The 21,042-nt window shown below is 66.2% G+C and carries 17 protein-coding genes; 7 read left to right on the top strand and 10 right to left on the bottom strand.

Translation table 11 applies throughout. The features are described 5' to 3' along the window. The first annotated feature begins 12 nt into the window (after window positions 1-12). Window positions 13-1,338, top strand: a complete 1,326-nt coding sequence (locus tag ACFOM8_RS05955; protein ID WP_377760230.1) for a sigma-54-dependent transcriptional regulator — start codon at window positions 13-15, stop codon at window positions 1,336-1,338. A 107-nt stretch (window positions 1,339-1,445) separates the two neighbouring features. Here the strand turns inward: ACFOM8_RS05955 and ACFOM8_RS05950 are convergent, their stop codons facing one another. After that, window positions 1,446-1,661: a hypothetical protein gene (locus ACFOM8_RS05950; protein WP_377760228.1), complete on the bottom strand. Its 216-nt coding sequence runs from the start codon at window positions 1,659-1,661 to the stop codon at window positions 1,446-1,448. Between the two features lie 309 nt (window positions 1,662-1,970). On the opposite strand from ACFOM8_RS05950, the gene metZ reads away from it, so the two are divergent. Beyond that, window positions 1,971-3,158: an O-succinylhomoserine sulfhydrylase gene (metZ, locus tag ACFOM8_RS05945; protein WP_377760226.1), complete on the top strand. Its 1,188-nt coding sequence runs from the start codon at window positions 1,971-1,973 to the stop codon at window positions 3,156-3,158. A 102-nt stretch (window positions 3,159-3,260) separates the two neighbouring features. After that, complete coding sequence (gene folE2 / locus ACFOM8_RS05940; RefSeq protein WP_377760224.1) at window positions 3,261-4,223, top strand: GTP cyclohydrolase FolE2; 963 nt, start codon at window positions 3,261-3,263, stop codon at window positions 4,221-4,223. Here the strand turns inward: folE2 and ACFOM8_RS05935 are convergent. The 8 genes from ACFOM8_RS05935 to ACFOM8_RS05900 all read right to left on the bottom strand — a co-directional run bounded on the left by ACFOM8_RS05935 (window position 4,220) and on the right by ACFOM8_RS05900 (window position 14,661). Further along, on the bottom strand, window positions 4,220-6,547 hold the full coding sequence (locus ACFOM8_RS05935) for an aldehyde dehydrogenase family protein (RefSeq protein ID WP_377760222.1): 2,328 nt from the start codon (window positions 6,545-6,547) through the stop codon (window positions 4,220-4,222). The two genes, folE2 and ACFOM8_RS05935, sit on opposite strands and share 4 nt — an antisense overlap. A gap of 8 nt (window positions 6,548-6,555) precedes the next feature. After that, window positions 6,556-7,497 (bottom strand): deoxyribose-phosphate aldolase, encoded by a 942-nt coding sequence (gene deoC, locus ACFOM8_RS05930; RefSeq protein WP_377760220.1) that lies wholly within the window; start codon window positions 7,495-7,497, stop codon window positions 6,556-6,558. Then, window positions 7,494-8,057, bottom strand: a complete 564-nt coding sequence (locus tag ACFOM8_RS05925; RefSeq protein WP_377760218.1) for a DUF1523 family protein — start codon at window positions 8,055-8,057, stop codon at window positions 7,494-7,496. The genes deoC and ACFOM8_RS05925 overlap by 4 nt, the downstream gene beginning before the upstream one ends. Before the next feature lie 12 nt (window positions 8,058-8,069). Continuing rightward, entirely contained in the window at window positions 8,070-8,351 is a 282-nt protein-coding gene (locus ACFOM8_RS05920) for a hypothetical protein (protein WP_377760216.1), read from the bottom strand. A 73-nt stretch (window positions 8,352-8,424) separates the two neighbouring features. Then, window positions 8,425-10,794 (bottom strand): ATP-dependent helicase, encoded by a 2,370-nt coding sequence (locus ACFOM8_RS05915; RefSeq protein WP_377760612.1) that lies wholly within the window; start codon window positions 10,792-10,794, stop codon window positions 8,425-8,427. A gap of 70 nt (window positions 10,795-10,864) precedes the next feature. Beyond that, on the bottom strand, window positions 10,865-11,857 hold the full coding sequence (locus ACFOM8_RS05910; RefSeq protein WP_377760214.1) for an ABC transporter permease: 993 nt from the start codon (window positions 11,855-11,857) through the stop codon (window positions 10,865-10,867). Beyond that, window positions 11,850-12,857: an ABC transporter permease gene (locus tag ACFOM8_RS05905; protein ID WP_377760213.1), complete on the bottom strand. Its 1,008-nt coding sequence runs from the start codon at window positions 12,855-12,857 to the stop codon at window positions 11,850-11,852. Before ACFOM8_RS05905 ends, ACFOM8_RS05910 begins: the two co-directional genes overlap by 8 nt. Window positions 12,858-12,957: 100 nt before the next feature. Then, a complete protein-coding gene (locus ACFOM8_RS05900) occupies window positions 12,958-14,661 on the bottom strand; it encodes a peptide ABC transporter substrate-binding protein (protein WP_377760212.1) in 1,704 nt (567 codons plus the stop codon). A 221-nt stretch (window positions 14,662-14,882) separates the two neighbouring features. On the opposite strand from ACFOM8_RS05900, the gene ACFOM8_RS05895 reads away from it, so the two are divergent. The 4 genes from ACFOM8_RS05895 to purU all read left to right on the top strand — a co-directional run bounded on the left by ACFOM8_RS05895 (window position 14,883) and on the right by purU (window position 20,582). Then, window positions 14,883-16,715, top strand: coding sequence for an ABC transporter ATP-binding protein (locus tag ACFOM8_RS05895; RefSeq protein ID WP_377760210.1), 1,833 nt, complete (start codon window positions 14,883-14,885; stop codon window positions 16,713-16,715). Between the two features lie 186 nt (window positions 16,716-16,901). After that, window positions 16,902-18,245, top strand: a complete 1,344-nt coding sequence (locus ACFOM8_RS05890; RefSeq protein WP_377760208.1) for a hypothetical protein — start codon at window positions 16,902-16,904, stop codon at window positions 18,243-18,245. Window positions 18,246-18,412: 167 nt separating this feature from the next. After that, on the top strand, window positions 18,413-19,579 hold the full coding sequence (locus ACFOM8_RS05885) for a M20 aminoacylase family protein (protein WP_377760206.1): 1,167 nt from the start codon (window positions 18,413-18,415) through the stop codon (window positions 19,577-19,579). A 118-nt stretch (window positions 19,580-19,697) separates the two neighbouring features. Then, window positions 19,698-20,582: a formyltetrahydrofolate deformylase gene (gene purU / locus ACFOM8_RS05880; protein ID WP_377760204.1), complete on the top strand. Its 885-nt coding sequence runs from the start codon at window positions 19,698-19,700 to the stop codon at window positions 20,580-20,582. Between the two features lie 78 nt (window positions 20,583-20,660). Here the strand turns inward: purU and ACFOM8_RS05875 are convergent, their stop codons facing one another. Further along, window positions 20,661-20,903, bottom strand: a complete 243-nt coding sequence (locus tag ACFOM8_RS05875; RefSeq protein WP_377760202.1) for a hypothetical protein — start codon at window positions 20,901-20,903, stop codon at window positions 20,661-20,663. Window positions 20,904-21,042: the final 139 nt, after the last annotated feature.

The raw sequence follows: 21,042 nt of genomic DNA, 5'->3' as shown, positions 1-21,042 counted from the left end.
GAAAACACGTCAATGTCCCGCAAACTGAAGATCGCGATTGTCGATGATGAACCGGACATGCGGGAATCGATCAGCCAATGGCTGGTCTTGTCCGGGTTCGAGACCGAAACCTATCCCAGTGCCGAGGACGCGCTGAAGGTCATCGGCGCCGATTGGCCCGGCATCGTGGTCAGCGACATCCGCATGCCGGGAATGGACGGCATCGCCTTCCTGAAGCGCCTGATGGGACTGGATTCGGGCCTGCCCGTGATCCTGATCACCGGCCATGGCGATGTTCCCATGGCGGTCGAGGCGATGCGGATCGGGGCCATGGACTTCATGGAAAAGCCCTTCAATCCCGACAAGATGACCGCGCTTGCCAAAAAGGCCACGCAGATGCGGCGCATGACGCTGGACAACCGCGCCCTGCGCCGGGATCTGTCCGAAGGCCAGCAGGTGATGTCCAAGCTGATCGGGTCCAGCCCGGTGATGGAGCGCCTGCGCGAAGACATCCTGGACCTGGGCCAGGCCGACGGTCATGTGCTGATCGACGGCGAGACGGGGACCGGCAAGACGCTGGTGGCCCATGCGCTGCACGCCGTGGGACCGCGCGCGTCCAAGAAGTTCGTGCCCGTGTCCTGCGCCGCCTACAACGACGACGCGCTGTCGGCGCGCCTGTTCGGCCCGCTGGAGGACGGCATCCCGGCCGTCGAGGAAGCGCGCGGCGGCACCCTCTGCCTTGAGGACATCGAGGCGCTGTCCGAACCCCTGCAAGCCCGCTTGCTGGCCTTCATCAGCGACCAGGGCACGCCTGCGGAAACCCGCATCATCGCCATTTCCAACGCGCGCGGCGAAGGCCGCCGGGCCGAGGATTCGCTGCGCCCCGACCTGTTCTACCGTCTGTCCGCGCTGAAGATCACCCTGCCGCCTTTGCGCGCGCGCGGCGAGGACATCCTGTCGCTGTTCACCCGCATGACCGAGCAGTTTTCCGAGGAATACGGCTGCGAGCCGCCGCAGGTCAGCGCCCAGGAGGCGGCCCAGCTGCTGCAAGCGCCCTGGCCCGGCAACATCCGCCAGCTGATCAACGTGGCCGAACGCGCCGTGCTGCAAAACCGGCGCGGGTCGGGATCCATCGCATCCCTGCTGATGGCGGACGGCGAGGACAACCAGCAGGCCACCACCACCGAAGGCAAGCCGCTCAAGGAATATGTCGAAAGCTTCGAAAAGATGCTGATCGACAACACCATGCGCCGCCACAAGGGCAGCATCGCCAGCGTGATGGAGGAACTGTGCCTGCCGCGCCGGACGCTGAACGAGAAGATGGCCAAATACGGCCTGCAACGCGGCGACTATCTTTGAACGGAACAGGGGGCGGATTCCTCCGCCCCCGATGCTTCTGTTCGGGCGTTACATGAAACGAAACTGGTGACGCAGCCCGTAGGGAAACCGATCGGAACAACGATCGGTCAGACCGGCAGATCCTCGCACAAACACGCGACCGCCTCATCCCTCCGCCGGTCCGTCACCGGATCGGCCGTGGATGCGCGGTCCAACACAACAATGGACATGCCGTCCCGTTCACTTGAAGCCACCCCCGTGCTGCGGGTGCGGCTGGAAGGTCGGTCCCCTTCGAAGTGACGTGACAGGACATCGGGATATTCGTTCGCATAGTCCAGCGTCATGTCCGCATTCCAGCCCGGGGCCGCCCTTTCCTGCGCGGTCGGATCGTCTTGACCGCCCAGTCAACCTACTGAGGCGCCCTGGCAGGCTCAACCTGTCCATTTGGGCAATAACCTTGAGTTTGATGCTAGTCTAATGATTTAAAATGATAAACACTGGATGCGCAAGGCGTCCGGCGGGCATGTTCAGCAAGGCCGTCAACCGCAGCGCGAAATATGCGGCCCTGTTCCGCGGCATCCGGCGCCCGGTCTTGTCCCTTGCGCCAGAAGGCCGGGAACGCTAACCCACCCCGACAGCAGAGGGCATTCGCAATGAGCGACAGTTCGGCCAAGGGGCTTCACCCGCGCACGCAAGCCGTTCATCACGGCATCCGCCGCAGCCAGTACGGAGAGATGGCCGAGGCGATCTTCCTGACGCAGGGCTTCGTTTACGACAGCGCCGAACAGGCCGAGGCCCGCTTCAAGGGCACCGGTCCCGACGAGTTCATCTATGCCCGCTACGGCAACCCCACCAGCCGCATGTTCGAGGACCGCATCGCCACGCTGGAAGGGACCGAGGACGCCTTTGCCACCGCCAGCGGCATGGCGGCCGTGAACGGCGCGCTGTTTTCCATGTGCAAGCCCGGCGACCACATCGTCGCCGCGCGCGCGCTGTTCGGATCCTGCCTTTACGTGCTGGACCTGTTGGCGAAATTCGGGGTCGAGGTCAGCTATGTCGATGGCACCGACCTGGATCAGTGGCAGGCGGCGCTGCGCCCCGGCACAAGGGCCGTGTTCTTCGAAAGCCTGTCGAACCCGACCCTCGAGGTGATCGACATCGAAGGCGTCGCGCGTCTGGCACACGCCGTGGGCGCGCTGGTGGTGGTGGACAACGTCTTCGCCACGCCGGTCTTTTCCCGCGCGGTGGATCTGGGCGCCGATGTGGTCGTCTATTCCGCGACCAAGCATATCGACGGCGGCGGGCGGGCGCTGGCGGGCGTGATCTGCGGCACGCGCCAGTTCGTGCGCGAGGTGGCCGAGCCCTACCTAAAACACACCGGCGGCGCCATCAGCCCGTTTCACAGCTGGCTGATGCTGAACGGGTTGACGACGATGGACCTGCGGGTCCGCGCCCAGGCCGACACCGCGCTGACCGTCGCGCAGGCGCTGCAAGGCCATCCGGCGCTGTCGCGCGTGATCTATCCGGGTCTGGCCGATCACCCCCAGCACGACCTGGCGATGCGGGCCATGGGTTCGGGCGGAACCATGATCGCCTTCGAGGTGGCGGGGGGCAAGGACGCCGCCTTTGCCGCGCTGAACCGGCTGGAGATCGTCAGGATCTCGAACAACCTGGGCGATGCGAAATCCATCGTCACCCATCCCGCCACGACCACCCACCAGCGCCTGTCGGACGAAGACCGCGCCTATCTGGGCATCACGCCCGGCCTGTTGCGCCTGTCGATCGGGCTGGAGGATGCGCAGGATCTGATAGACGACCTGACGTGGGCCCTGGACGCCTAAGACCCTCGGGGTCGCGAAAGCGGCCCGTTCCGCCGGAATTGTTCTTTGGATTTCCGCCTCCGGCCCCCATATTGTGCCGCGATCCGGCAACAAGGATTCCCCATGACAGAAGCCCGTCCCATGATCCCCGCCTATCCGGCCCTGGCGCGCAAGTATGACGCAGGCTTCCGCGTGGACGACGCCTACAAGGCCGGGCTGCCCGATCTGCAAAACGGTCCCGCCAGCCTGATCGTCGGCGCCCGCGCGCCGATCCAGCATGTCGGGATCTCGAACTTCCGCCTGCCGATCCGGTACCAGACCCGCGACGGGGGCGAGATCACCCTGGAAACCAGCGTGACCGGCACCGTCAGCCTGGAGGCCGACCGCAAGGGCATCAACATGTCCCGGATCATGCGGTCCTTTTATGCCCATTCCGAACACGCCTTCAGCCTCAAGGTGCTGGAAGCCGCGCTGGACGACTATCAGGCCGATCTCGACGCCTACGACGCGCGGATCCAGATGAGGTTTTCCTATCCGATCCGCGTGGCGTCGCTGCGTTCGGGCTTGTCGGGCTGGCAGTATTACGACATCGCGATGGAAATTCTGGACTTCCAGGGCCAGCGTCTGCGGATCGTGCATTTCGACTATGTTTATTCCTCGACCTGCCCTTGTTCGCTGGAATTGTCGGAACATGCGCGCGAGGTGCGGTCGCGCCTGGCCACGCCCCATTCCCAACGGTCCATCGCGCGGATCTCGGCGGTGATGCACGGCCCGGAAAAGATCTGGTTCGAGGACATGGTGGAGCTCTGCCGCCGCGCGGTGCCCACGGAAACGCAGGTCATGGTCAAGCGCGAGGACGAGCAGGCCTTTGCCGAACTCAACGCCGCGAACCCGATCTTCGTCGAGGATGCGGTGCGCGCCTTTGCCGGGGAACTGCTGGCCGATCCGCGCTTCGGCGATTTCCGGATCGTCGCCAGCCACCAGGAATCGCTGCATTCCCACGACGCCGTAAGCCTGATGACCAGCGGTCCGACCTTTGCCCAGGCATCCCTGGACCCGATGACCTTCGCGGGCCTGCGCGCCTAATAGGCCGCAGATCCCGTGCCTTCGGGCAGGGCGCCATAAGGCAGCCAGATCGTCTTGGTCTGGGTGGCGTGGCGCAGGAACGCCTCGCCCTGCGCCTGCGGGCCGCACCAGTCGCGATGCGCGGGCGCCCAGACGGGCTTGAGATTGCCGCCCGCGGCCCGCTCCGCCGCCGCAAGGTCGCCGCCGACGGTCCACATCGCCGCGACCTCGTCATGAGCGGCCAGCGTCCTGGCCAGGTCATCGCGCGGCCCGGTGACGATGTTGACCGCGCCGCCCGGCAGGTCCGAAGTGTCGAAAACCTGATACAGATCCAGCACCGGCAGGGGATCGTCGGGCGCGGCAAGGGCGATCACGCGGTTGCCCATGGCGAGGGCCGGCATGACCAGCGACATGAAGCCGGCCAGCGGCTGCGCGTTCGGGCAACCGATGCCCATCACGCCGAAGGGTTCGTTGACCACGTTCAGCAGATGACCGGGCCTGGCCTGCACGTTCGCGCCGTCGAACTTGTCGGCCCAGGCCGCGTAATGGAAGGCGCGGGCGATGGCCGCATCGACCTCGGCCCGGTTCGTGCGGGCGGCGAACTCGTCGGCGCGGGCGGACAGGTTCTCGGCGATGTAATACAGCACCTGCGCACGGGCATGGCCGCCCATGGCCGTCCACTTGCCCGCCTTTGCCGCCGCCTCGACCGCGTTGCGGATGTCCTTGCGGCTGCCCAGCGGCGCAAGGCCCCCCGGCACGGCGTATGATGCGCCGCCGTCCGGCCGCTTCTGCGCGCCGCCGATATAAAGCTTGGCCGTGCGGTCCAGAGCAGCCGGCCGGCCCGTGCCGGTGGTCGTCGCAACGGGTGCGGCGGGGGCCGGTTCCTCTGCCGCATCGACCGGCGCCTCGGCCAGATAGTCCAGCATCCCGGCGCGCCCGCCTTCGCGGCCAAAGCCGCTTTCGCGATAGCCGCCGAAGGGCGCGGCGGCGTCAAAAAGGTTGGCGCAGTTGATCCAGACCACGCCCGCCTTGATCTTGGCGGCAAGATCCGTCGCCACCGCAGCACTTTCCGACCAGACCGAGGCGGCGAGGCCATAGCGCGTGTTGTTGGCCAGTTCGACCGCCTCGTCCGCCGTGCGGAAGGTGGACAGCGTGGCGATGGGGCCGAAGATTTCCTGCTCGAAACCCGGATTGGCGGGGCTGACGTTGCGCAGATAGCCCGGCGCGATGAAGCAGCCGTTCCCCGCCGCACCGCCGACCAGTTCGGCCCCCGCATCGGTGGCCGCCTTGCAGATCGACAGGATCCGGTTCTTCTGGATGGGATCGACGATCGCGCCCACGTCGGTGGACTTGTCCAGCGGCGGGCCGAGCCGCAGCCGGGCCATGCGCGCGTTCAGCAGCGTCTCGAAGCGATCCGCAACGGCCTCGGCCACCAGGATCCGCGAGCCTGCGCAGCAGACCTGGCCCCCGTTGAACCAGATCGAATCCACCACGCCCTCGACCGCCGCGTCCAGGTCGGCGTCGGGCATCACCACAAAGGGCGACTTGCCGCCCAGTTCCAGCGTCAGGCGCGTGGCCCTTCCCGCCAAACGGCCGGCAATGGCGCGCCCGACTTCGGTGGATCCGGTAAAGGCGATCTTGTCCACATCCGCCGCGACAAGCGCCGCCCCGGTGTCGCCGTCGCCGGTGACGATGTTCACGACCCCTGCCGGCAGGCCGATCTCCTGGCAGATTTCGGCGAATGCCAGGGCGGTCAGGGGGGTGTATTCGGCGGGCTTCAACACCACCGTGTTGCCCGCGGCAAGGGCCGGGGCGATCTTCCAGGCCAGCATCAGCAGCGGAAAGTTCCAGGGGATGATCTGGCCGCAGACGCCGATCGGCGCATGACCCGGCAGCACGCTGTCGCGCAGCTCCGCCCAACCGGCGTGATGGTAGAAATGCCGCGCCACCAGCGGCACGTCGATGTCGCGCGATTCCCGGATCGGCTTGCCGTTGTCCAGCGTTTCCAGCACCGACAGGAAGCGTTCGCGTTTCTGCACATGCCGCGCCAGGGCATAGAGATACCGCGCCCGCTGCGATCCCGACAACGCCGCCCATGCGGGTTGCGCCTGCCGCGCCGCCGCGACGGCAGCGGCCACGTCCTCGGCCGTTCCCTGCGTCACCTGAGCCAGAACCTCGCCCGTCGCGGGATCGCGCGTGTCGAACGGCGCGCCCGGTTCGGTGAAGCCCCCGCCGATGAAGTGCCCGAAAACCCCGCGCCGCGCCAGCCAGTCGCGCACCGCCGCGCTGTCCTCGACCGAGGGGCCGTATTCCATCGTTTCCATCAATTCGCTCACGCTGGTCATGCGAAACCTCAGGCAATCGCTTGGCGATGGGCGGCGGCGTAGCGGCCCGTCACATGGTGGCTGATCTGGCGCTCGATGTCGCCCAGCAGGGACGACGCGCCGATGCGGAACAGGTCCGGGCGCAGCCAGTCGCGGCCCAGTTCCTCGGCCATCAGCACCTGCCAGTTCAGCGCGTCCTTGGCTGTCCGCAGGCCGCCGGCGGGCTTGAAGCCCACAACATGGCCGGTCGCGTCGCGATAGTCGCGGATCGCCCGGCACATCACCAGGGACACGGGCAGGGTGGCGTTTACGCCTTCCTTGCCGGTCGAGGTCTTGATCCAGTCCGCCCCGGCCTGCATCGCCACATGGCTGGCGCGGGCGACATTTTCCAGCGATTTTAGGTCGCCGGTCGCCAGGATCGCCTTCATCTTGGCATCGCCGCAGGCCTCGCGCATGGCGCGCAGTTCGTCATACAGCGCCGTCCAGTCGCCGCGCAGCACATGGGCGCGGGTGATCACGATGTCGATCTCGTCCGCGCCGTGCTCCACGGCATACAGGATCTCGGCCAGCCGCAGGTTGAGAGGCATCAGCCCGGCCGGAAAGCCGGTGGCGACGCTGGCGACCGGGATGCCCGAATTGCCGAGCGCGCGCTTCGCGGGCGCCACCATGGTCGGATAAACGCAGACCGCGCCGGTGGTCAGGTGGGATACGCCCATCGCCTCCAGCAGATCGGGCGCGATGGGCTGGCGCGCCTTGGCGCAAAGCCGCGCCACCCGGTCGGGCGTGTCGTCGCCCGCAAGCGTCGTCAGGTCGATGCAGCGCACCGCGTTCAGCAGCCAGGCCGCCTGGTGATCCTTTTTCAGGCTGCGCCGGGCGGGCAGGGTGGCGGCGCGGCGTTCGACGGCGGGGGTGTTGATGCGGATGTCGGCGAACCCATCGGTGCGCAGGTCGGTGCCGGGATTGCGGGTCATGGCTTTCTCCGCAAGCCAAGCCCGCGTTCCTGGAACTGCGTCCACATCCGCCAGATCAGCGCCAGCAGGGCCAGCAGCACGATGCAGACGATGCTTGCCGCCCAGTTGCGCGGGCGTTCGTCGGGACCGGCCAGCGTGTCGATGCTGACGGCGTTGGGATAGGTGGAAAGCCAGGCCATCCGCCAGCCATAGGCGGTCACGCTGACCCATTGCGGGTTGTTGCGGTCCGACCGCAGGTTGGTCGCCTCGGCTTGCAGGTTGGCGCTGTCGTATTTGAAATAAGGCGGCCAGATCCAGCCGGTATCCTCGTTGCGATACACGAAGACCTTGCCGTTGGGGCGAACGGTCTCGATAAAGCGCACGTCGCGCTGGCCGGCGGCGTTTTCCACCGTGCCGGTGTTGTCGGACGCATAGAAGATCGCGTTCGAGGCCGTGACCGAGGTCAGCCGGTTATAGGTGTTGGTGATGCGCACCGTGTTCTTGGACGGCAGCGCATAGTCCAGGAACAGGAACACCGCGATGCCGAACAGCACGCCGACCGCGACCTTGAGGTAATGCATGGAAAGCGGTCCTTACTGCCAGTTGATCCAATAGATGATGCCCATGACCGCCAGATTGGGCAGAACGAAAACCAGAAGCAACAGCCGCGATCTAAGTGTCTTGTCGAACCCGATCATGGATCTGCGGACGAACGCGCGCCGGGCGGGGGTGTTCCCGGCCATGGCGGGGTGGCGGGCGTCCCAGATCTCCTCCAGCCGTTCGCGGCGCAGCGACCGGATGTAGATCCGCAGCAGCAGATAGAACACCGCCTCGGCGATCAGCAGGAACAGGATAAGACGGACAAAGGCGGCCAAGGGTGGTCCCGACGGTTTCCCGGCAGGTTAGCACCCGCCTGGACGGGGGGCCAGCCTTCGCGATGGCCGGATCCTAGAACGGCACGTCACTGGCCGGCTGGACATAAGCCGCCTTGATGTTCTTGAAGCCCGCGGGGAATTGCACGGTCAGCGTATCCTCGGCGATGCCCATGACCGTGCCCTCGCCGAACTTGGCATGGGTCACGCGCTCGCCCACGGCGAACCTGGCGGCAGGCTCGGCGTCGATGATGACCGGGGCGCGGTGGACCGGGGCCTTGCGTTCGCTTGCCCGCGCCTGCATCCGCTTCCAGCCGGGCGAGTTGTAGACATCGGCCTTGGCCGCGCGTTCGTGCAGCGCGCTGACCGGGCCGCCCGCCGCAAAGGCCATCGCCGCGCCGTAGCCGCCGCCGTAAAGGCCGGGCGGGGTCAGAACCTCGACATGCTCGGGCGGCAGTTCATCGACGAAGCGCGAGGGCATGGAGCTTTGCCATTGCCCGTAAAGCCGCCGGTTGCCCGCGAAGCTGATCGTCGCCAGCCGTTCCGCGCGGGTGATGCCCACATAGGCCAGGCGGCGTTCCTCCTCCAGCCCTTTTGTGCCGTTCTCGTCCATGGCGCGCTGGCTGGGAAACAGCCCGTCTTCCCACCCCGGCAGGAAGACGACCGGAAATTCCAGCCCCTTGGCGGCGTGCAGCGTCATGATGCTGACCTGCTCGGCCGCCTCGCCCTCGTCGCGGTCCATGACAAGGGCCACGTGTTCCAAAAAGCCCTGGAGGTTCTCGAACTCCTCCAGCGCCTTGACCAGTTCCTTGAGGTTGTCCAGACGCCCCGGCGCGTCGGGCGACTTGTCGTTCTGCCACATCGCGGTATAGCCGGATTCGTCCAGGATCCGTTCGGCCAGTTCGACATGGTTCACGCGGTCGTCCAGGGCGTCGGCATGCCAGCGGCCCATGCTTTCCGCGAACTGGCGCATGTTGGCCGCGGCCTTGCCCGACAGGTCGCCCGCCGCGAGCGCCGCCACCGTGCCTTCCAGCAGCGACAGCCCGCGCGCCCGCGCCATGGCCTGGATGGCCTGCAAGCCCTTCTCGCCCAACCCGCGCTTGGGGGTGTTGGCGATGCGTTCAAAGGCCAGGTCGTCGGCGGGGCTGACCGCCAGCCGGAAATAGGCCATGGCGTCGCGGATTTCCTGCCGTTCATAGAAGCGCGGCCCGCCGATCACCCGGTAGGGCAGGCCGATGGACATGAAGCGGTCCTCGAAGGCGCGCATCTGGTGGGACGCGCGGACCAGGATGGCGATGTCGTTCAGGCCCGTGCGGCCGAGGCTGGCGCGGTGGCCGCCGTGGAAGGCCTCGATTTCTTCTCCGATCCAGCGGGCCTCGGCCTCGCTGTCCCAATGGCCGATCAGGCGCACCGGCTCGCCCGCCTCGGCGTCGGTCCAGAGGGTCTTGCCCAGGCGGCCCTGGTTGGCGGCGATCAGGCCGGAGGCGGCGGCCAGGATCTGCGGGGTGGACCGATAGTTCTGTTCCAGCCGGATCACCTGGGCGCCGGGGAAGTCCTGTTCAAAGCGCAGGATGTTGCCCACCTCGGCCCCGCGCCAGCCGTAGATCGACTGGTCGTCGTCGCCCACGCAGCAGATGTTGCGATGCGCCTGGGCCAGCAGCCGCAGCCACATGTACTGCGCCACGTTGGTGTCCTGGTATTCGTCCACCAGGATATAGCGGAACCGGTCCTGCCAGCCGCGCAGCACGTCCGGGTGCGCCTGGAATAGCGTCACGCAATGCATCAGCAGGTCGCCGAAATCCACCGCGTTCAGCGCCAGCAGCCGGTCCTGATAGGCCGCGTAAAGCCGCCCGCCCCAGCCGTCGAAGCTGGCCGTTTCCCCCTTGGGCAGGCGGGACGGGGTCAGGCAGCGGTTCTTCCAGCCGTCGATCAGATGGGCCAGCTGGCGGGCGGGCCAGCGTTTCTCGTCCAGGTTCTCGGCCTGGATCAGCTGCTTGAGCAGCCTGATCTGGTCGTCGGTATCCAGAATGGTGAAGCTGGGTTTCAGATGCAATTCGCCGTTGCCGATCAGTTCGGCATGGCGGCGCAGGATTTTCACGCTGATCGAATGAAAGGTGCCCAGCCAAGGCATCCCCTCGACCGTTTCGCCCAGCAGGCGGGCGATGCGGTTCTTCATCTCGCGCGCGGCCTTGTTGGTAAAGGTCACGGCCAGGATCTGCCCGGGCCGCGCGCGGCCCAGCATCAGAAGATGCGCGATCCGGGTGGTCAGCGCCCGCGTCTTGCCGGTGCCCGCACCGGCCAGCATCAGCACCGGCCCGTCCAGCGTTTCCACCGCCGCGCGCTGCGCGGGGTTCAGCCCGTCCAGATAGGCGGCAGGGCGCGCGGCCATCGCGCGTCGTGACAGCGGCACGCCGCCCGTGTCGTCGGAATCGTCCAAAAGCTCCATTCTGACAACATAAGCGGGACGGCGGTTCATGGAAAGCCCGTGTTCCGCATTCGTTCGCATTCTCTGCGAATTACCGCCCGCGGATCCGCGGATCCATCGCGTCGCGCAGCCCGTCGCCGATGTAGTTCACGCAAAGCACCGTCAAGGATATGAACAGCCCCGGCAGGATCACCCGCCAGGGATACATGATCATCTGGTCCACCGCGTCGTACAGCAGCCGCCCCCAGGTCGGGAAATCGGGCGGAAAGCCCAGGCCCAGGAAGGACAGCGCGCTTTCCGTGATGATCGCCGTGGCGATGCCCAGGGTCGCGGCGACCATGATGGGCGACAGCACGTTGGGCAGCACATGGCGCAGGATCATGCGGTGCGCGGGCGTGCCGATGGACCGGGCGGCCAGGATGAACTCGCGCTCCTTCAGGCCCAGAACGTCGCCGCGCACGATCCGCGCCGCCTGCATCCAGCTTGTCGCCCCGATGGCCGAAACGATCAGGATGAAGGTGCCCATGGCCGGGCCGAAGCTTTGCGACAGGGGTTCGCGGAACAGCGTCACCATCAGCAGCAGCAAGGGCAGCAGGGGCAGGGCCAGGAACAGTTCGGTCAGCCGCATCAGCGGCGCGTCCAGCCTGCGGAAATAGCCCGACACCACGCCGATCAGGCTGCCCAGCGTGATGGCGATGACCATCGCGGTCAGGCCCACGGCGATGGACACCCGGCCCCCGGCCATCAGCCGCGCCAGCATGTCGCGGCCCAGCTGGTCGGTGCCCAGGGGATGCGCGGCGGAAAAGCCCTGGTTGCGGGCGCGGATGTCCACATAGGTCGGGTCGATGGTCCAGAGATACGGTCCCGCCAGCACGAACAGGATGGTCAGGGCGAACAGCACCAAGGCCACCATGGCGCCGCGATGGCTGCGGAACTGGCGCCAGATGTCGCGCCACTGGCTGCGCGTCTCGCCGGCGTGGTGGGGATCGTCCGGCGGCAATCCCGCGACCACCCCGGCCTGCGCCGCCGCGGCGTCCACCGCCTCGGCCGTGTCCAGGGCGTGCTGGCGCTGCTTGTCAGTCATAGCGGATCCTCGGGTCGAGAATGCCGTAAAGGATGTCGGCAATCAGGGTGAACAGCACGATCAGGATCGCGAAGATGAAGGTCAGCGTCAGCACCATGGGAATGTCGTTGCCATGGATGGCGGTGATCAGAAGCTGGCCCAACCCGTTCACCTTGAACACCTGTTCGGTGATGATCGCGCCGCCGAAAACGGCGGGCAGGCCAAGGGCGATCACGGTGATCACCGGGATCAGGCTGTTTCTCAGCACATGCTTCAGGACGACGGTCCGCTCCGACAGACCCTTGGCCCGCGCCGTGCGGACGTAATCCTGGCCCAGGTTGTCCAGCATGGACGCGCGCATGAAGCGGCTGATCTGCGCCGCGTTGTAGAGCGCCAGCACCGTGACCGGCATGACCATCTGCCGCACCTGCGCCCAGAAGCTGTTCCAGTCCCGCACCTGCAAGGTGGTGTCATAGACCGAGGGGAACCATTGCAGCTTCACCCCGAAGATGATGATCAGCACCACGCCGGTGAAGAAGGTGGGCATGGAAAAGCCGATCATCGACACAAAGGTGCCCAGCTGGTCGAACCAGGAATACTGCTTGTAGGCCGACAGGATGCCGATGGGCAGCGCGATCAGCACGCCCACCAGATAGCTGAAGCCCACCACGGTCAGCGTCTGCGGGATGCGCTGCGCGATCACGTCGAACACCGGGCTGCGCGACTGGAAGCTGATGATGCGCTGCATCCCGGCGCTGAACTGCGTGCCGAACACGCTGTCGAACCAATACAGCGGCTCGACCCAGAAGAACTGCTTCAGCCACAGGACATAGCGCACATACCAGGGCGACCCCAGGCCAAGCGCCTCGCGCATGCGTTCCTTGACCTCGGGCGGGACGGTCAGGGGAACGTCGCCCAGGGGATCGCCGGGCGAGGCCTCGAGCAGCAGAAAGATCACAAGCGAGATGAACAGCAGCGTCGGGATCGCCAGCAGCAGGCGCCGGATGGTGAATGTCAGCATCGTATGCCTCGAACAGGGCGCTTCGGTCGGCGCGGCACCGATCGTCGATGGGCCGGCTGGGGCGCCGGCCCCGCAACGGATCGCGGGGCCGGACGGGGAATCACTGCTGGACGCGGGTCCAGTCGGCGACGTTCCACAGTTCCGAATCCCAGGCGTTCAGCTGCACGTTGCCCAGGGTGTTGGAATGGGCCGAGGCCGTGCCGCGATAGATCAGCGGGATGATCGCGTTGCTTTCCTTGGTCAGCATCTCGTTCAGCTTCTGGCCGATCTTGCCGCGTTCCACCGGATCGACGGTCTTCGACAGCTCGACCATCAGCGCGTCATAGGCCGGGTCGCAGTAACGGCTGATGTTTTCGCCCTGCCACTGGTTCTTGGGGCTGGGCGCCTTGTCGCAGGTCCATTTCGCCAGATAGGGCGCGGGGTTGCCGCCCTCGAAGTTGTCGGCATACATCTCAACGTCGGCATAGAACTTTTGCAGCGTGTCGGGCGAACCCGGGTCGGTCCCGAAGAAGACCGAGGCGTCGATGGTCTTCAGCTCCGTCTCGATCCCGATTTCCGACCACCACTGCTTGATCAGCGCCTGGAAGTCCTGCCGCACGGCATTGACCGAGGTCTGGAAGACCATGCGCAACGCCACGCCGTCCTTTTCGCGGACGCCGCTGCCGCCGACGGTCCAGCCCGCCTCGTCCAGCAGCGCCTTGGCGCCCTCGATGTCCTGAACCAGGCATTCCTCGTTGGGCGAGGCCCAGGCCTCGGGGGCGGGGACATAGTTGCAGGTGGGCTTGCCCGCCGTGCCATAGCCGATTTCCGACAGAAGCTGGCGGTCGATGGCCATGGACAGGGCCTTGCGCACCGCCGGATCGGTCAGAAAGGGATGGGGATGGGCGCTTGTCGAACGCTCGCCCTCGGGCAGCGAGGGCGAGGGATCGGTCAGGTTCACGTGGATGCGTTCCACCAGGCTGCCGAAGGCGGCGCTGACCTTGCCGCGGCCCATCTGCTCCATTCCGGCGATCACGTCGGGGGCAAGCTGGGTGTTCCAGGCGTAATCGTATTCGCCCGTTTCCAGCACCGCGCGGGCCGCCGCCGCCGCATCGCCGCCGCCCTTGACGGTGGCGGTGGCGAAGGCGGGCTTCATCGGGTCGCGGTATTCGGGATTCGCCTCGAAGGTGATCACGTCGTTGGTCAGGAACTGCGTCACGCGAAAGGGGCCGGTGCCGATCGGGTTGAAGTTCTGCTCGGTGCAGGTCGGCGCGTTGGCGCCCAGGCAGGCCTCGAACTGGGCCTTCTGGATGATGGGAGAGTTCGACCCCACGAAAGCCGAATAGGGATCGGGCATGGGATTGGTGAAGTTGATCTTGACCGTCAGGTCGTCGACCGCCTCGATCGACTCGATCCCCTCGAACTTGGCAAGCTGAGAGCAGCCGCCTTCGGGATGCATGCAGTATTCGCCCGAAAACACCACGTCGGCCGCCGTGACAGGCGTGCCGTCCGACCATTTCAGTCCTTCTTGCAGCTTCCAGGTGACCGATTTCAGATCCTCGGAAATGCCGCCGTTTTCCAGGGTCGGGATTTCGGCGGCGAGGCGGGTGTAATGCTCGCCCTCGGGCGTCATGCCGGCCAGCGGCTCCAGCGTCATGGAGGACGCGATCAGTTCCTTGGTGCCCCCGGACAGATAGGGGTTCATGGTCGAGGGCGCCTGCCACATGATGATGTTCAGCGCGCCGTCGCTGCCCCTTTCGGCCATCGCGGCGGGCGCCAGGGCCAGGGTGGCGGCCGCGCCCATCAGCAGTGTCTTCAGCTTCATCGGTCTCTCCTGTCGGAAGTTTCGGGCCGCGAGATGCGCCCTGAAAAACGGCTGGCGCCCTTGATCGGGCAGTCTTTTTCCCCGCGGAATGAGGCCAGTTTCAATCAAAGCCCCTTTGGAAAGCAAGCCTTATCACGCAACGTCCCGCCGGTTCTTTCCGCTTGGACAATCCGGCCCCTCCCGCTAGCCTCCGGGGGAAGGGCAATGCCGGGGGCCGCAGGATGCTGGACGACAATCCGCTTGTTTCCGTTGAAAAACTTCGGGTCGAGTTCGAGACCGGCGATGGCGTCGTTGTTGGCGTCAAGGATGTCAGCTTTTCGATCAATCCGGGCGAATGCGTCTGCGTGGTGGGCGAATCCGGGTCGGGCAAGTCGGTCAGCTCGCTGTCGCTGATGCGGCTGGTGGAATTCGGCGGCGGCACCATCGCGGGCGGGCGGCTGATGTTCGACGCGGGCGACGGTCGGACCATCGACCTTGCGCAGCAATCCTCGGCCGCCATGCGCGACATCCGCGGCAACCAGATCGGCATGATCTTCCAGGAGCCGATGACGGCGCTGAACCCGGTCTTCACCGTGGGCGACCAGCTGGCCGAAGGACTGATGGTCCATCGCGGCATGACCAAGGCCCAGGCCCGCGCCCGCGCCCTGGAAATCCTGCGCCAGGTCCGCATCCCCGAACCCGAACGCCGCCTGGACCAGTATCCTCACGAACTGTCGGGCGGGATGCGCCAGCGGGTCGTGATCGCCATCGCCATGGCCTGCGAGCCGCGCCTGCTGATCTGCGACGAACCCACGACCGCCCTTGACGTGACCATCCAGGCCGAGATCCTGGCCCTGATCGACCGGCTGAAGCGCGAAAAGCGCATCGCGGTGCTGTTCATCACCCACGACATGGCCGTGGTGGCGCAGATGGCCGACCGCGTGGTCGTGATGTATCGCGGCCAGAAGGTCGAGGAGGGCCCGGTCGAGCAGATTTTCGAGGCCCCGCGCGAGGATTACACCCGGATGCTGCTGGCTGCCGTGCCGCGCCTTGGGGAAATGACCGGCAAGCCCGCCCCCGAGCGGATGCGCCTGATGCGCGACGGCACGGTGGGCGCGCCGGAGCCGATCATCGTCGCCGACCCCAAGCCCCTTCTGACGGTCGAGCACCTGACCACGCGCTTCGCGGTCAAGGGCGGCCTTCTGCGCCGCACGGTTGCGCGCGTCCACGCGGTCGAGGATGTGAGTTTCACCATCAACGCGGGCGAAACCCTGTCGCTGGTGGGCGAATCCGGCTGCGGCAAATCCACCTGCGGGCGCTCGATCCTGCGGCTGGTGGAACCCGAATCCGGCCAGGTGTCGCTGGGCGGCACCGACATCTTGGCCCTGCCCCCGCGCGCGCTGCGCCGCGCGCGCCGCGACATGCAGATGATCTTCCAGGATCCCTTCGCCAGCCTGGATCCGCACATGAAGCTTTACGACCAGGTGGCCGAGCCGATGGAGAATTACGGCATCGGCAGCCGGTCCGAACGCCGCGACCGCATCGCCGCCCTGTTCGACCGGGTGGAGCTGCCCCGCAGCTTCATGCGCCGCTATCCGCACGAGATGTCGGGCGGCCAGCGCCAGCGCATCGCGATCGCCCGCGCCCTGGCGCTGAACCCCCGCCTGATCGTCGCGGACGAGGCGGTGTCGGCGCTGGACGTGTCCGTGCAGGCGCAGGTCCTGAACCTGCTGATGGAATTGCAGCAGGATCTGGGGATTTCCATGCTGTTCATCAGCCACGACATGGCGGTGGTGGAACGCGTCAGCCACCATGTCGGCGTGATGTATCTGGGCCGCATCGTCGAGATCGGCACCCGCGCCCAGGTGTTCGAGAACCCGCAGCACAGCTACACCCGGCAACTCATGGCCGCCGTGCCCGTGGCCGATCCGCGCCGCAAGAAGATCAGCGAGGATCTGAACTTCAAGCCGATCCCCTCGCCGATTCATCCTGTTGAATACAAGGCCTCGCCATCGGTCTATCGCGAGGTCGCCCCAGGGCATCGGGTGCTGATCGACCCGATCACGCACGAATGATGCCATACGCCGAATTCCGCCGCGCTTACCAAATTGTGAGGCGGAAATTTGCCGGAAATTTCATTATTTTAAATACTCATTAACAAAAGATAACGGAACGGAGCCAATTTTACGCCCTTTGCCCGGCACTACCGCCGCGAATTTTTCCAGGCCTGCGGCAGGCCGAATGGCAAGGAGGTCAAGCAGATGAACAATCCGACACACCTGAAAACGCTTTTGGCGGGCACGGCCCTGACGGTGGCTTTCGCTGTTCCCTCGACGGCGCAGACGCTGAACGTGAACGTCGAGGAACTTGCGGGAAAAAGCGCCGAATGCCGTGCGCTGGGCCAGTTCATCGCCGATCAGGACGGATCCGTTGCGGGGGTCGAACCGACCCGCGTCGCCGATGCCGTCAACAGCGACAATGCCGCCGAATGCGTCGAGATTCAGGACCTGCTGATGGCACAGGCCGGTGCGACGGCAGAAACCGCCTCCGAGACGGCCGAAACCGAGGCCGAGGCGACCACCGAATCGGTCGAAACCTCGCAGGAGGCGACGATCGTGGGCGAGGCGGTCGTCCGCGTGCCCGAACCCAATGTCGATGTCCGGGTGCCCCGTCCCGAGGTCATCGTGCGCAAGGCGCCCCCGCAGGTCAGCGTCCAGGACGGCGCGGCGCAGATCGACGTGCAGCAGGCCCGGCCCGAGATCGCGGTCGAGATCCCGACCATCAACGTCCGCGTCACCATGCCCGCGCCCAGCATCTATGTGCTGCAAGACGATCCGCAGGTATCCGTGACCGAGGCCGATCCCCAGGTCGAGGTCGTGCAGGGCGAGCCCGAGATCATCGTGACCCAGCCCGATCCGCAGCTTGACATCGAGATGGGCCTTGCCGAAGGCGGGCAGGCTCCGGCGGACCAGGCCGAAACTGACACCGCCAACGCCGATGGCGCTCAGCAGGTGTCGGGCAACGTGGACCTGGCCCAGCAGCAGCCCATTGTCAGCTTTGTGGCAGCCGCCGAACAGCCGCAGGTCGAGATCACCCGGGCCGAACCCGAAATCTCGTTCTCGGGTGTCCAGCCCAACGTCACTGTCACCATGACCGAGGAACCGACGGTTGACGTGCAGATGGCGGGCGAGCCGCAGATCACCATCGAAACGCCCGAAGAACGCGAACAGCGCCGTGCCGCGATGCAGGCCGACGCGGCAGGCGCGGCACCGGCGGCGGAAGGGCAGCGGACGGCAGGCGCGCAGGGCCAGATGACGGTCGGCGACGTCAAGCGCCTGATCGTCGTGACGGCCGACGGGCAAGAGCTTGGTAATCCCCAGGGTGTCATGGACATGGATGGGCAGCAGTATATCCTGCTGACCTCGGGCGAGGCTCTGGGGATGGGCAGCGGCGTGGTGCCGGTTCCCGTCGCCCGCATGACCATGGAAGGCGACCGCATGGTCATGGGCGAGATGACCGATGAGGACAGGCAGCGTGCCCAGGACTTCCAATATGACGAAAACGCGGTCATGGCGGACGACCAGCCGGTCATGGCAACGAACTGATCCGGCTCGTCGCTGATGTCGCGGCCCCGCCAGCCTTGGCGGGGCCGTTTCCGTTCGGCTGTCGGGTCGGGCCGCCCATTGTGCCTGGAGCCGGGCTTTTGCGGCAGCAGACGGCTTGCGCAGTCTGCACAAAGGGTCCACCCTGTCGGCGCTGAAGGAGACCGAACATGCCCGTCAAGAACCGCTTTGCCGAACTTCTGCCCGAGATCACCGCCTGGCGGCGCGATTTCCACGAACATCCCGAACTGCAATACGATGTCCACCGCACGGCGGGCCGGGTGGCCCGGCTGCTGCGGGATTTCGGCTGCGACGAGGTCGTGGAAGGCATCGGCCGGACCGGCGTGGTGGGCGTCATCAAGGGCAAGACCGACAGCAAGGGCCGCGTGATCGGCCTGCGCGCCGACATGGACGCCCTGCCCATCATCGAGCAGACCGGGCTGGACTATGCGTCCAAGACGCCGGGCAAGATGCACGCCTGCGGCCATGACGGCCACACCGCCATGCTGCTGGGCGCCGCGAAATACCTGGCCGAGACCCGCAACTTCGACGGCACCGCCGTGGTGATCTTTCAGCCGGCCGAGGAAGGCGGGGCCGGGGGCGAGGCGATGGTCCAGGACGGGCTGGTTAGCCGCTGGAACATCCAGGAATTCTACGGGATGCACAACATGCCGGGAATGCCGGTGGGCAGCTTCTCGATCAAGCCGGGTCCGATGATGGCCGCCGCCGACCAGTTCGACATCATCGTCACCGGCAAGGGCGGGCACGCCGCCAAGCCCCACGAATGCATCGACACCACGCTGACCGCCGCGCAGATCATCGTCGCGCTGCAATCGGTGGTTTCGCGCAACATCGACCCGCTGAAGAACGCGGTGGTGTCCGTTTGCGTCGTGTCCACCGATTCGACGGCGCACAACGTGATCCCGCAGGTCGTGAAGCTGAAGGGCACCGCCCGCAGCCTGGACGCGGGCGTGCGCGACCAGCTTCAGGAAGGCATCACCCGCGTCGCGACCAATGTGGCCGCCGCCATGGGGGCCTCGGCCCAGGTCGATTACCAGCGCGGCTATCCGGTCACGATGAACGACGACCAGGCGACCGTCTGGGCGGCCGAGGTGGCGCGCGCCGTCGCGGGCGACGTGAACCTGAACATGCAGCCGATGATGGGGGGCGAGGATTTCAGCTACATGCTGAACGAAAAGCCGGGCGCCTATATCTTCGTGGGCAACGGCGACACGGCGATGGTTCACCACCCGGCCTACAACTTCAACGACGACGCGATTCCGGCGGGGTCCAGCTGGTATGCGGGCATGGTCGAGGCGCGGATGCCCGCCGCCTGATCGTCGCCTGCCGTCGGGGGATGTCGCGGCAGACCCCGGCGGTGTCGGAAATGCGATTGTCATTGCCGGCCAATCGTCCGAAATGCCGTCACCGGACAGCCAAGGAAGCGGACACCACATGAAAAGCTATACGCTGCGCGTCACCTGCGCCTCGACCCGCGGGATCGTGGCCGCGATCTCGGGCTATCTGGCGGGCCACGACTGCAACATCACCGACAGCGCGCAGTTCGACGACACGGAAACCGGCCGCTTCTTCATGCGCGTCAGCTTCCGGTCCGAAGGCGAGGCGACGCTGGAAACCTTGCAGCAGGGCATCACCCCCATCGCCGAGCGTTTCGGCATGGAGGCGGATTTCAGCGACGACGCGGTCAAGAAAAAGGTCGTCATCATGGTCAGCCGGTTCGGGCATTGCCTGAACGACCTGCTGTACCGCTGGCGGATCGGCGCGCTGCCCATCGACATCGTGGCGGTGATCTCCAACCACATGGACTACCAGAAGGTGGTCGTGAACCACGACCTGCCTTACTACTGCATCAAGGTCACCAAGGAAAACAAGGCCCAGGCCGAGGCCGAACAGATGCGCGTCGTCCGCGACACCGGCGCGGAACTGATCGTGCTGGCGCGCTACATGCAGGTGCTGTCGGATCAGATGTGCCAGGCCATGTCGGGCCGGATCATCAACATCCACCATTCCTTTCTGCCGTCCTTCAAGGGGGCCAACCCCTACAAGCAGGCCTATGAGCGCGGCGTGAAGCTGATCGGGGCAACCAGCCACTACGTGACCGCCGATCTGGACGAAGGTCCGATCATCGAACAGGACACGGTGCGCGTGACCCATGCGCAATCGCCGGGCGATTACGTGTCCCTGGGCCGCGACGTCGAGGCTCAGGTGCTGGCCCGCGCGGTCCACGCCCATATTCATGGCCGGGTGTTCCTGAACGGCGAAAAGACCGTGGTCTTTCCGCCCTCGCCCGGCAGCTATGTCAGCGAGCGGATGGGCTGATCGCGGCCGGCGGCCCCGCCGCGATCGGCCCGCCCGCGCCCGGACAAGTCCTTGTGGTCGGCCGGCGGCCTGACGACATCACCGTTGCTGCGGTCGGGGCAGTTGCGGCGGCTGAATCCCTGGCGGCAATGCCGAAGTCGCGGACGCCCGTCCGAAGATCCCCAGCTGATCCTCGCACCAGCGGCGGGCCTCTTTGACCGAGTCGCCTTCCCACACCATCTGGCCTGACTTGAAGACCCAGACCTCGGGAACGCTCGGCTCATCGACGACGGTATAGTCGCCAAGCCGCTGCTCGTAGGAGTTGATCCTTGTCCACTGCATCAGAGGATCGCGGCGCAAAGGCGTGACGGAACGGCCGAGAAACGGCGGTCGCCGCGCGATGTGTCTGCATCCCCGGTCGCGACACGAGCGGCCACGACCCGTCGACAGGCTTTGCCATAAGCCATGAAAGCACCCCAGA

The sequence above is a fragment of the Paracoccus angustae genome (assembly GCF_042648745.1).
GTDB classification, from domain to species: Bacteria; Pseudomonadota; Alphaproteobacteria; order Rhodobacterales; family Rhodobacteraceae; genus Paracoccus; species Paracoccus angustae.
Note: the sequence above shows the minus strand (reverse complement) of the source record. Positions and strands in the feature narration are given on the sequence as shown.

What these genes read in the sequence shown, in the direction of transcription:
- ACFOM8_RS05955 (WP_377760230.1), top strand. Translation starts at nt 13, where the DNA reads ATGTCCCGCAAACTGAAGATCGCGATTGTCGATGATGAACCGGACATG.
- ACFOM8_RS05950 (WP_377760228.1), bottom strand. Translation starts at nt 1,661, where the DNA reads ATGACGCTGGACTATGCGAACGAATATCCCGATGTCCTGTCACGTCAC.
- metZ (WP_377760226.1), top strand. Translation starts at nt 1,971, where the DNA reads ATGAGCGACAGTTCGGCCAAGGGGCTTCACCCGCGCACGCAAGCCGTT.
- folE2 (WP_377760224.1), top strand. Translation starts at nt 3,261, where the DNA reads ATGACAGAAGCCCGTCCCATGATCCCCGCCTATCCGGCCCTGGCGCGC.
- ACFOM8_RS05935 (WP_377760222.1), bottom strand. Translation starts at nt 6,547, where the DNA reads ATGACCAGCGTGAGCGAATTGATGGAAACGATGGAATACGGCCCCTCG.
- deoC (WP_377760220.1), bottom strand. Translation starts at nt 7,497, where the DNA reads ATGACCCGCAATCCCGGCACCGACCTGCGCACCGATGGGTTCGCCGAC.
- ACFOM8_RS05925 (WP_377760218.1), bottom strand. Translation starts at nt 8,057, where the DNA reads ATGCATTACCTCAAGGTCGCGGTCGGCGTGCTGTTCGGCATCGCGGTG.
- ACFOM8_RS05915 (WP_377760612.1), bottom strand. Translation starts at nt 10,794, where the DNA reads ATGGAGCTTTTGGACGATTCCGACGACACGGGCGGCGTGCCGCTGTCA.
- ACFOM8_RS05910 (WP_377760214.1), bottom strand. Translation starts at nt 11,857, where the DNA reads ATGACTGACAAGCAGCGCCAGCACGCCCTGGACACGGCCGAGGCGGTG.
- ACFOM8_RS05905 (WP_377760213.1), bottom strand. Translation starts at nt 12,857, where the DNA reads ATGCTGACATTCACCATCCGGCGCCTGCTGCTGGCGATCCCGACGCTG.
- ACFOM8_RS05900 (WP_377760212.1), bottom strand. Translation starts at nt 14,661, where the DNA reads ATGAAGCTGAAGACACTGCTGATGGGCGCGGCCGCCACCCTGGCCCTG.
- ACFOM8_RS05895 (WP_377760210.1), top strand. Translation starts at nt 14,883, where the DNA reads ATGCTGGACGACAATCCGCTTGTTTCCGTTGAAAAACTTCGGGTCGAG.
- ACFOM8_RS05890 (WP_377760208.1), top strand. Translation starts at nt 16,902, where the DNA reads ATGAACAATCCGACACACCTGAAAACGCTTTTGGCGGGCACGGCCCTG.
- ACFOM8_RS05885 (WP_377760206.1), top strand. Translation starts at nt 18,413, where the DNA reads ATGCCCGTCAAGAACCGCTTTGCCGAACTTCTGCCCGAGATCACCGCC.
- purU (WP_377760204.1), top strand. Translation starts at nt 19,698, where the DNA reads ATGAAAAGCTATACGCTGCGCGTCACCTGCGCCTCGACCCGCGGGATC.
- ACFOM8_RS05875 (WP_377760202.1), bottom strand. Translation starts at nt 20,903, where the DNA reads ATGCAGTGGACAAGGATCAACTCCTACGAGCAGCGGCTTGGCGACTAT.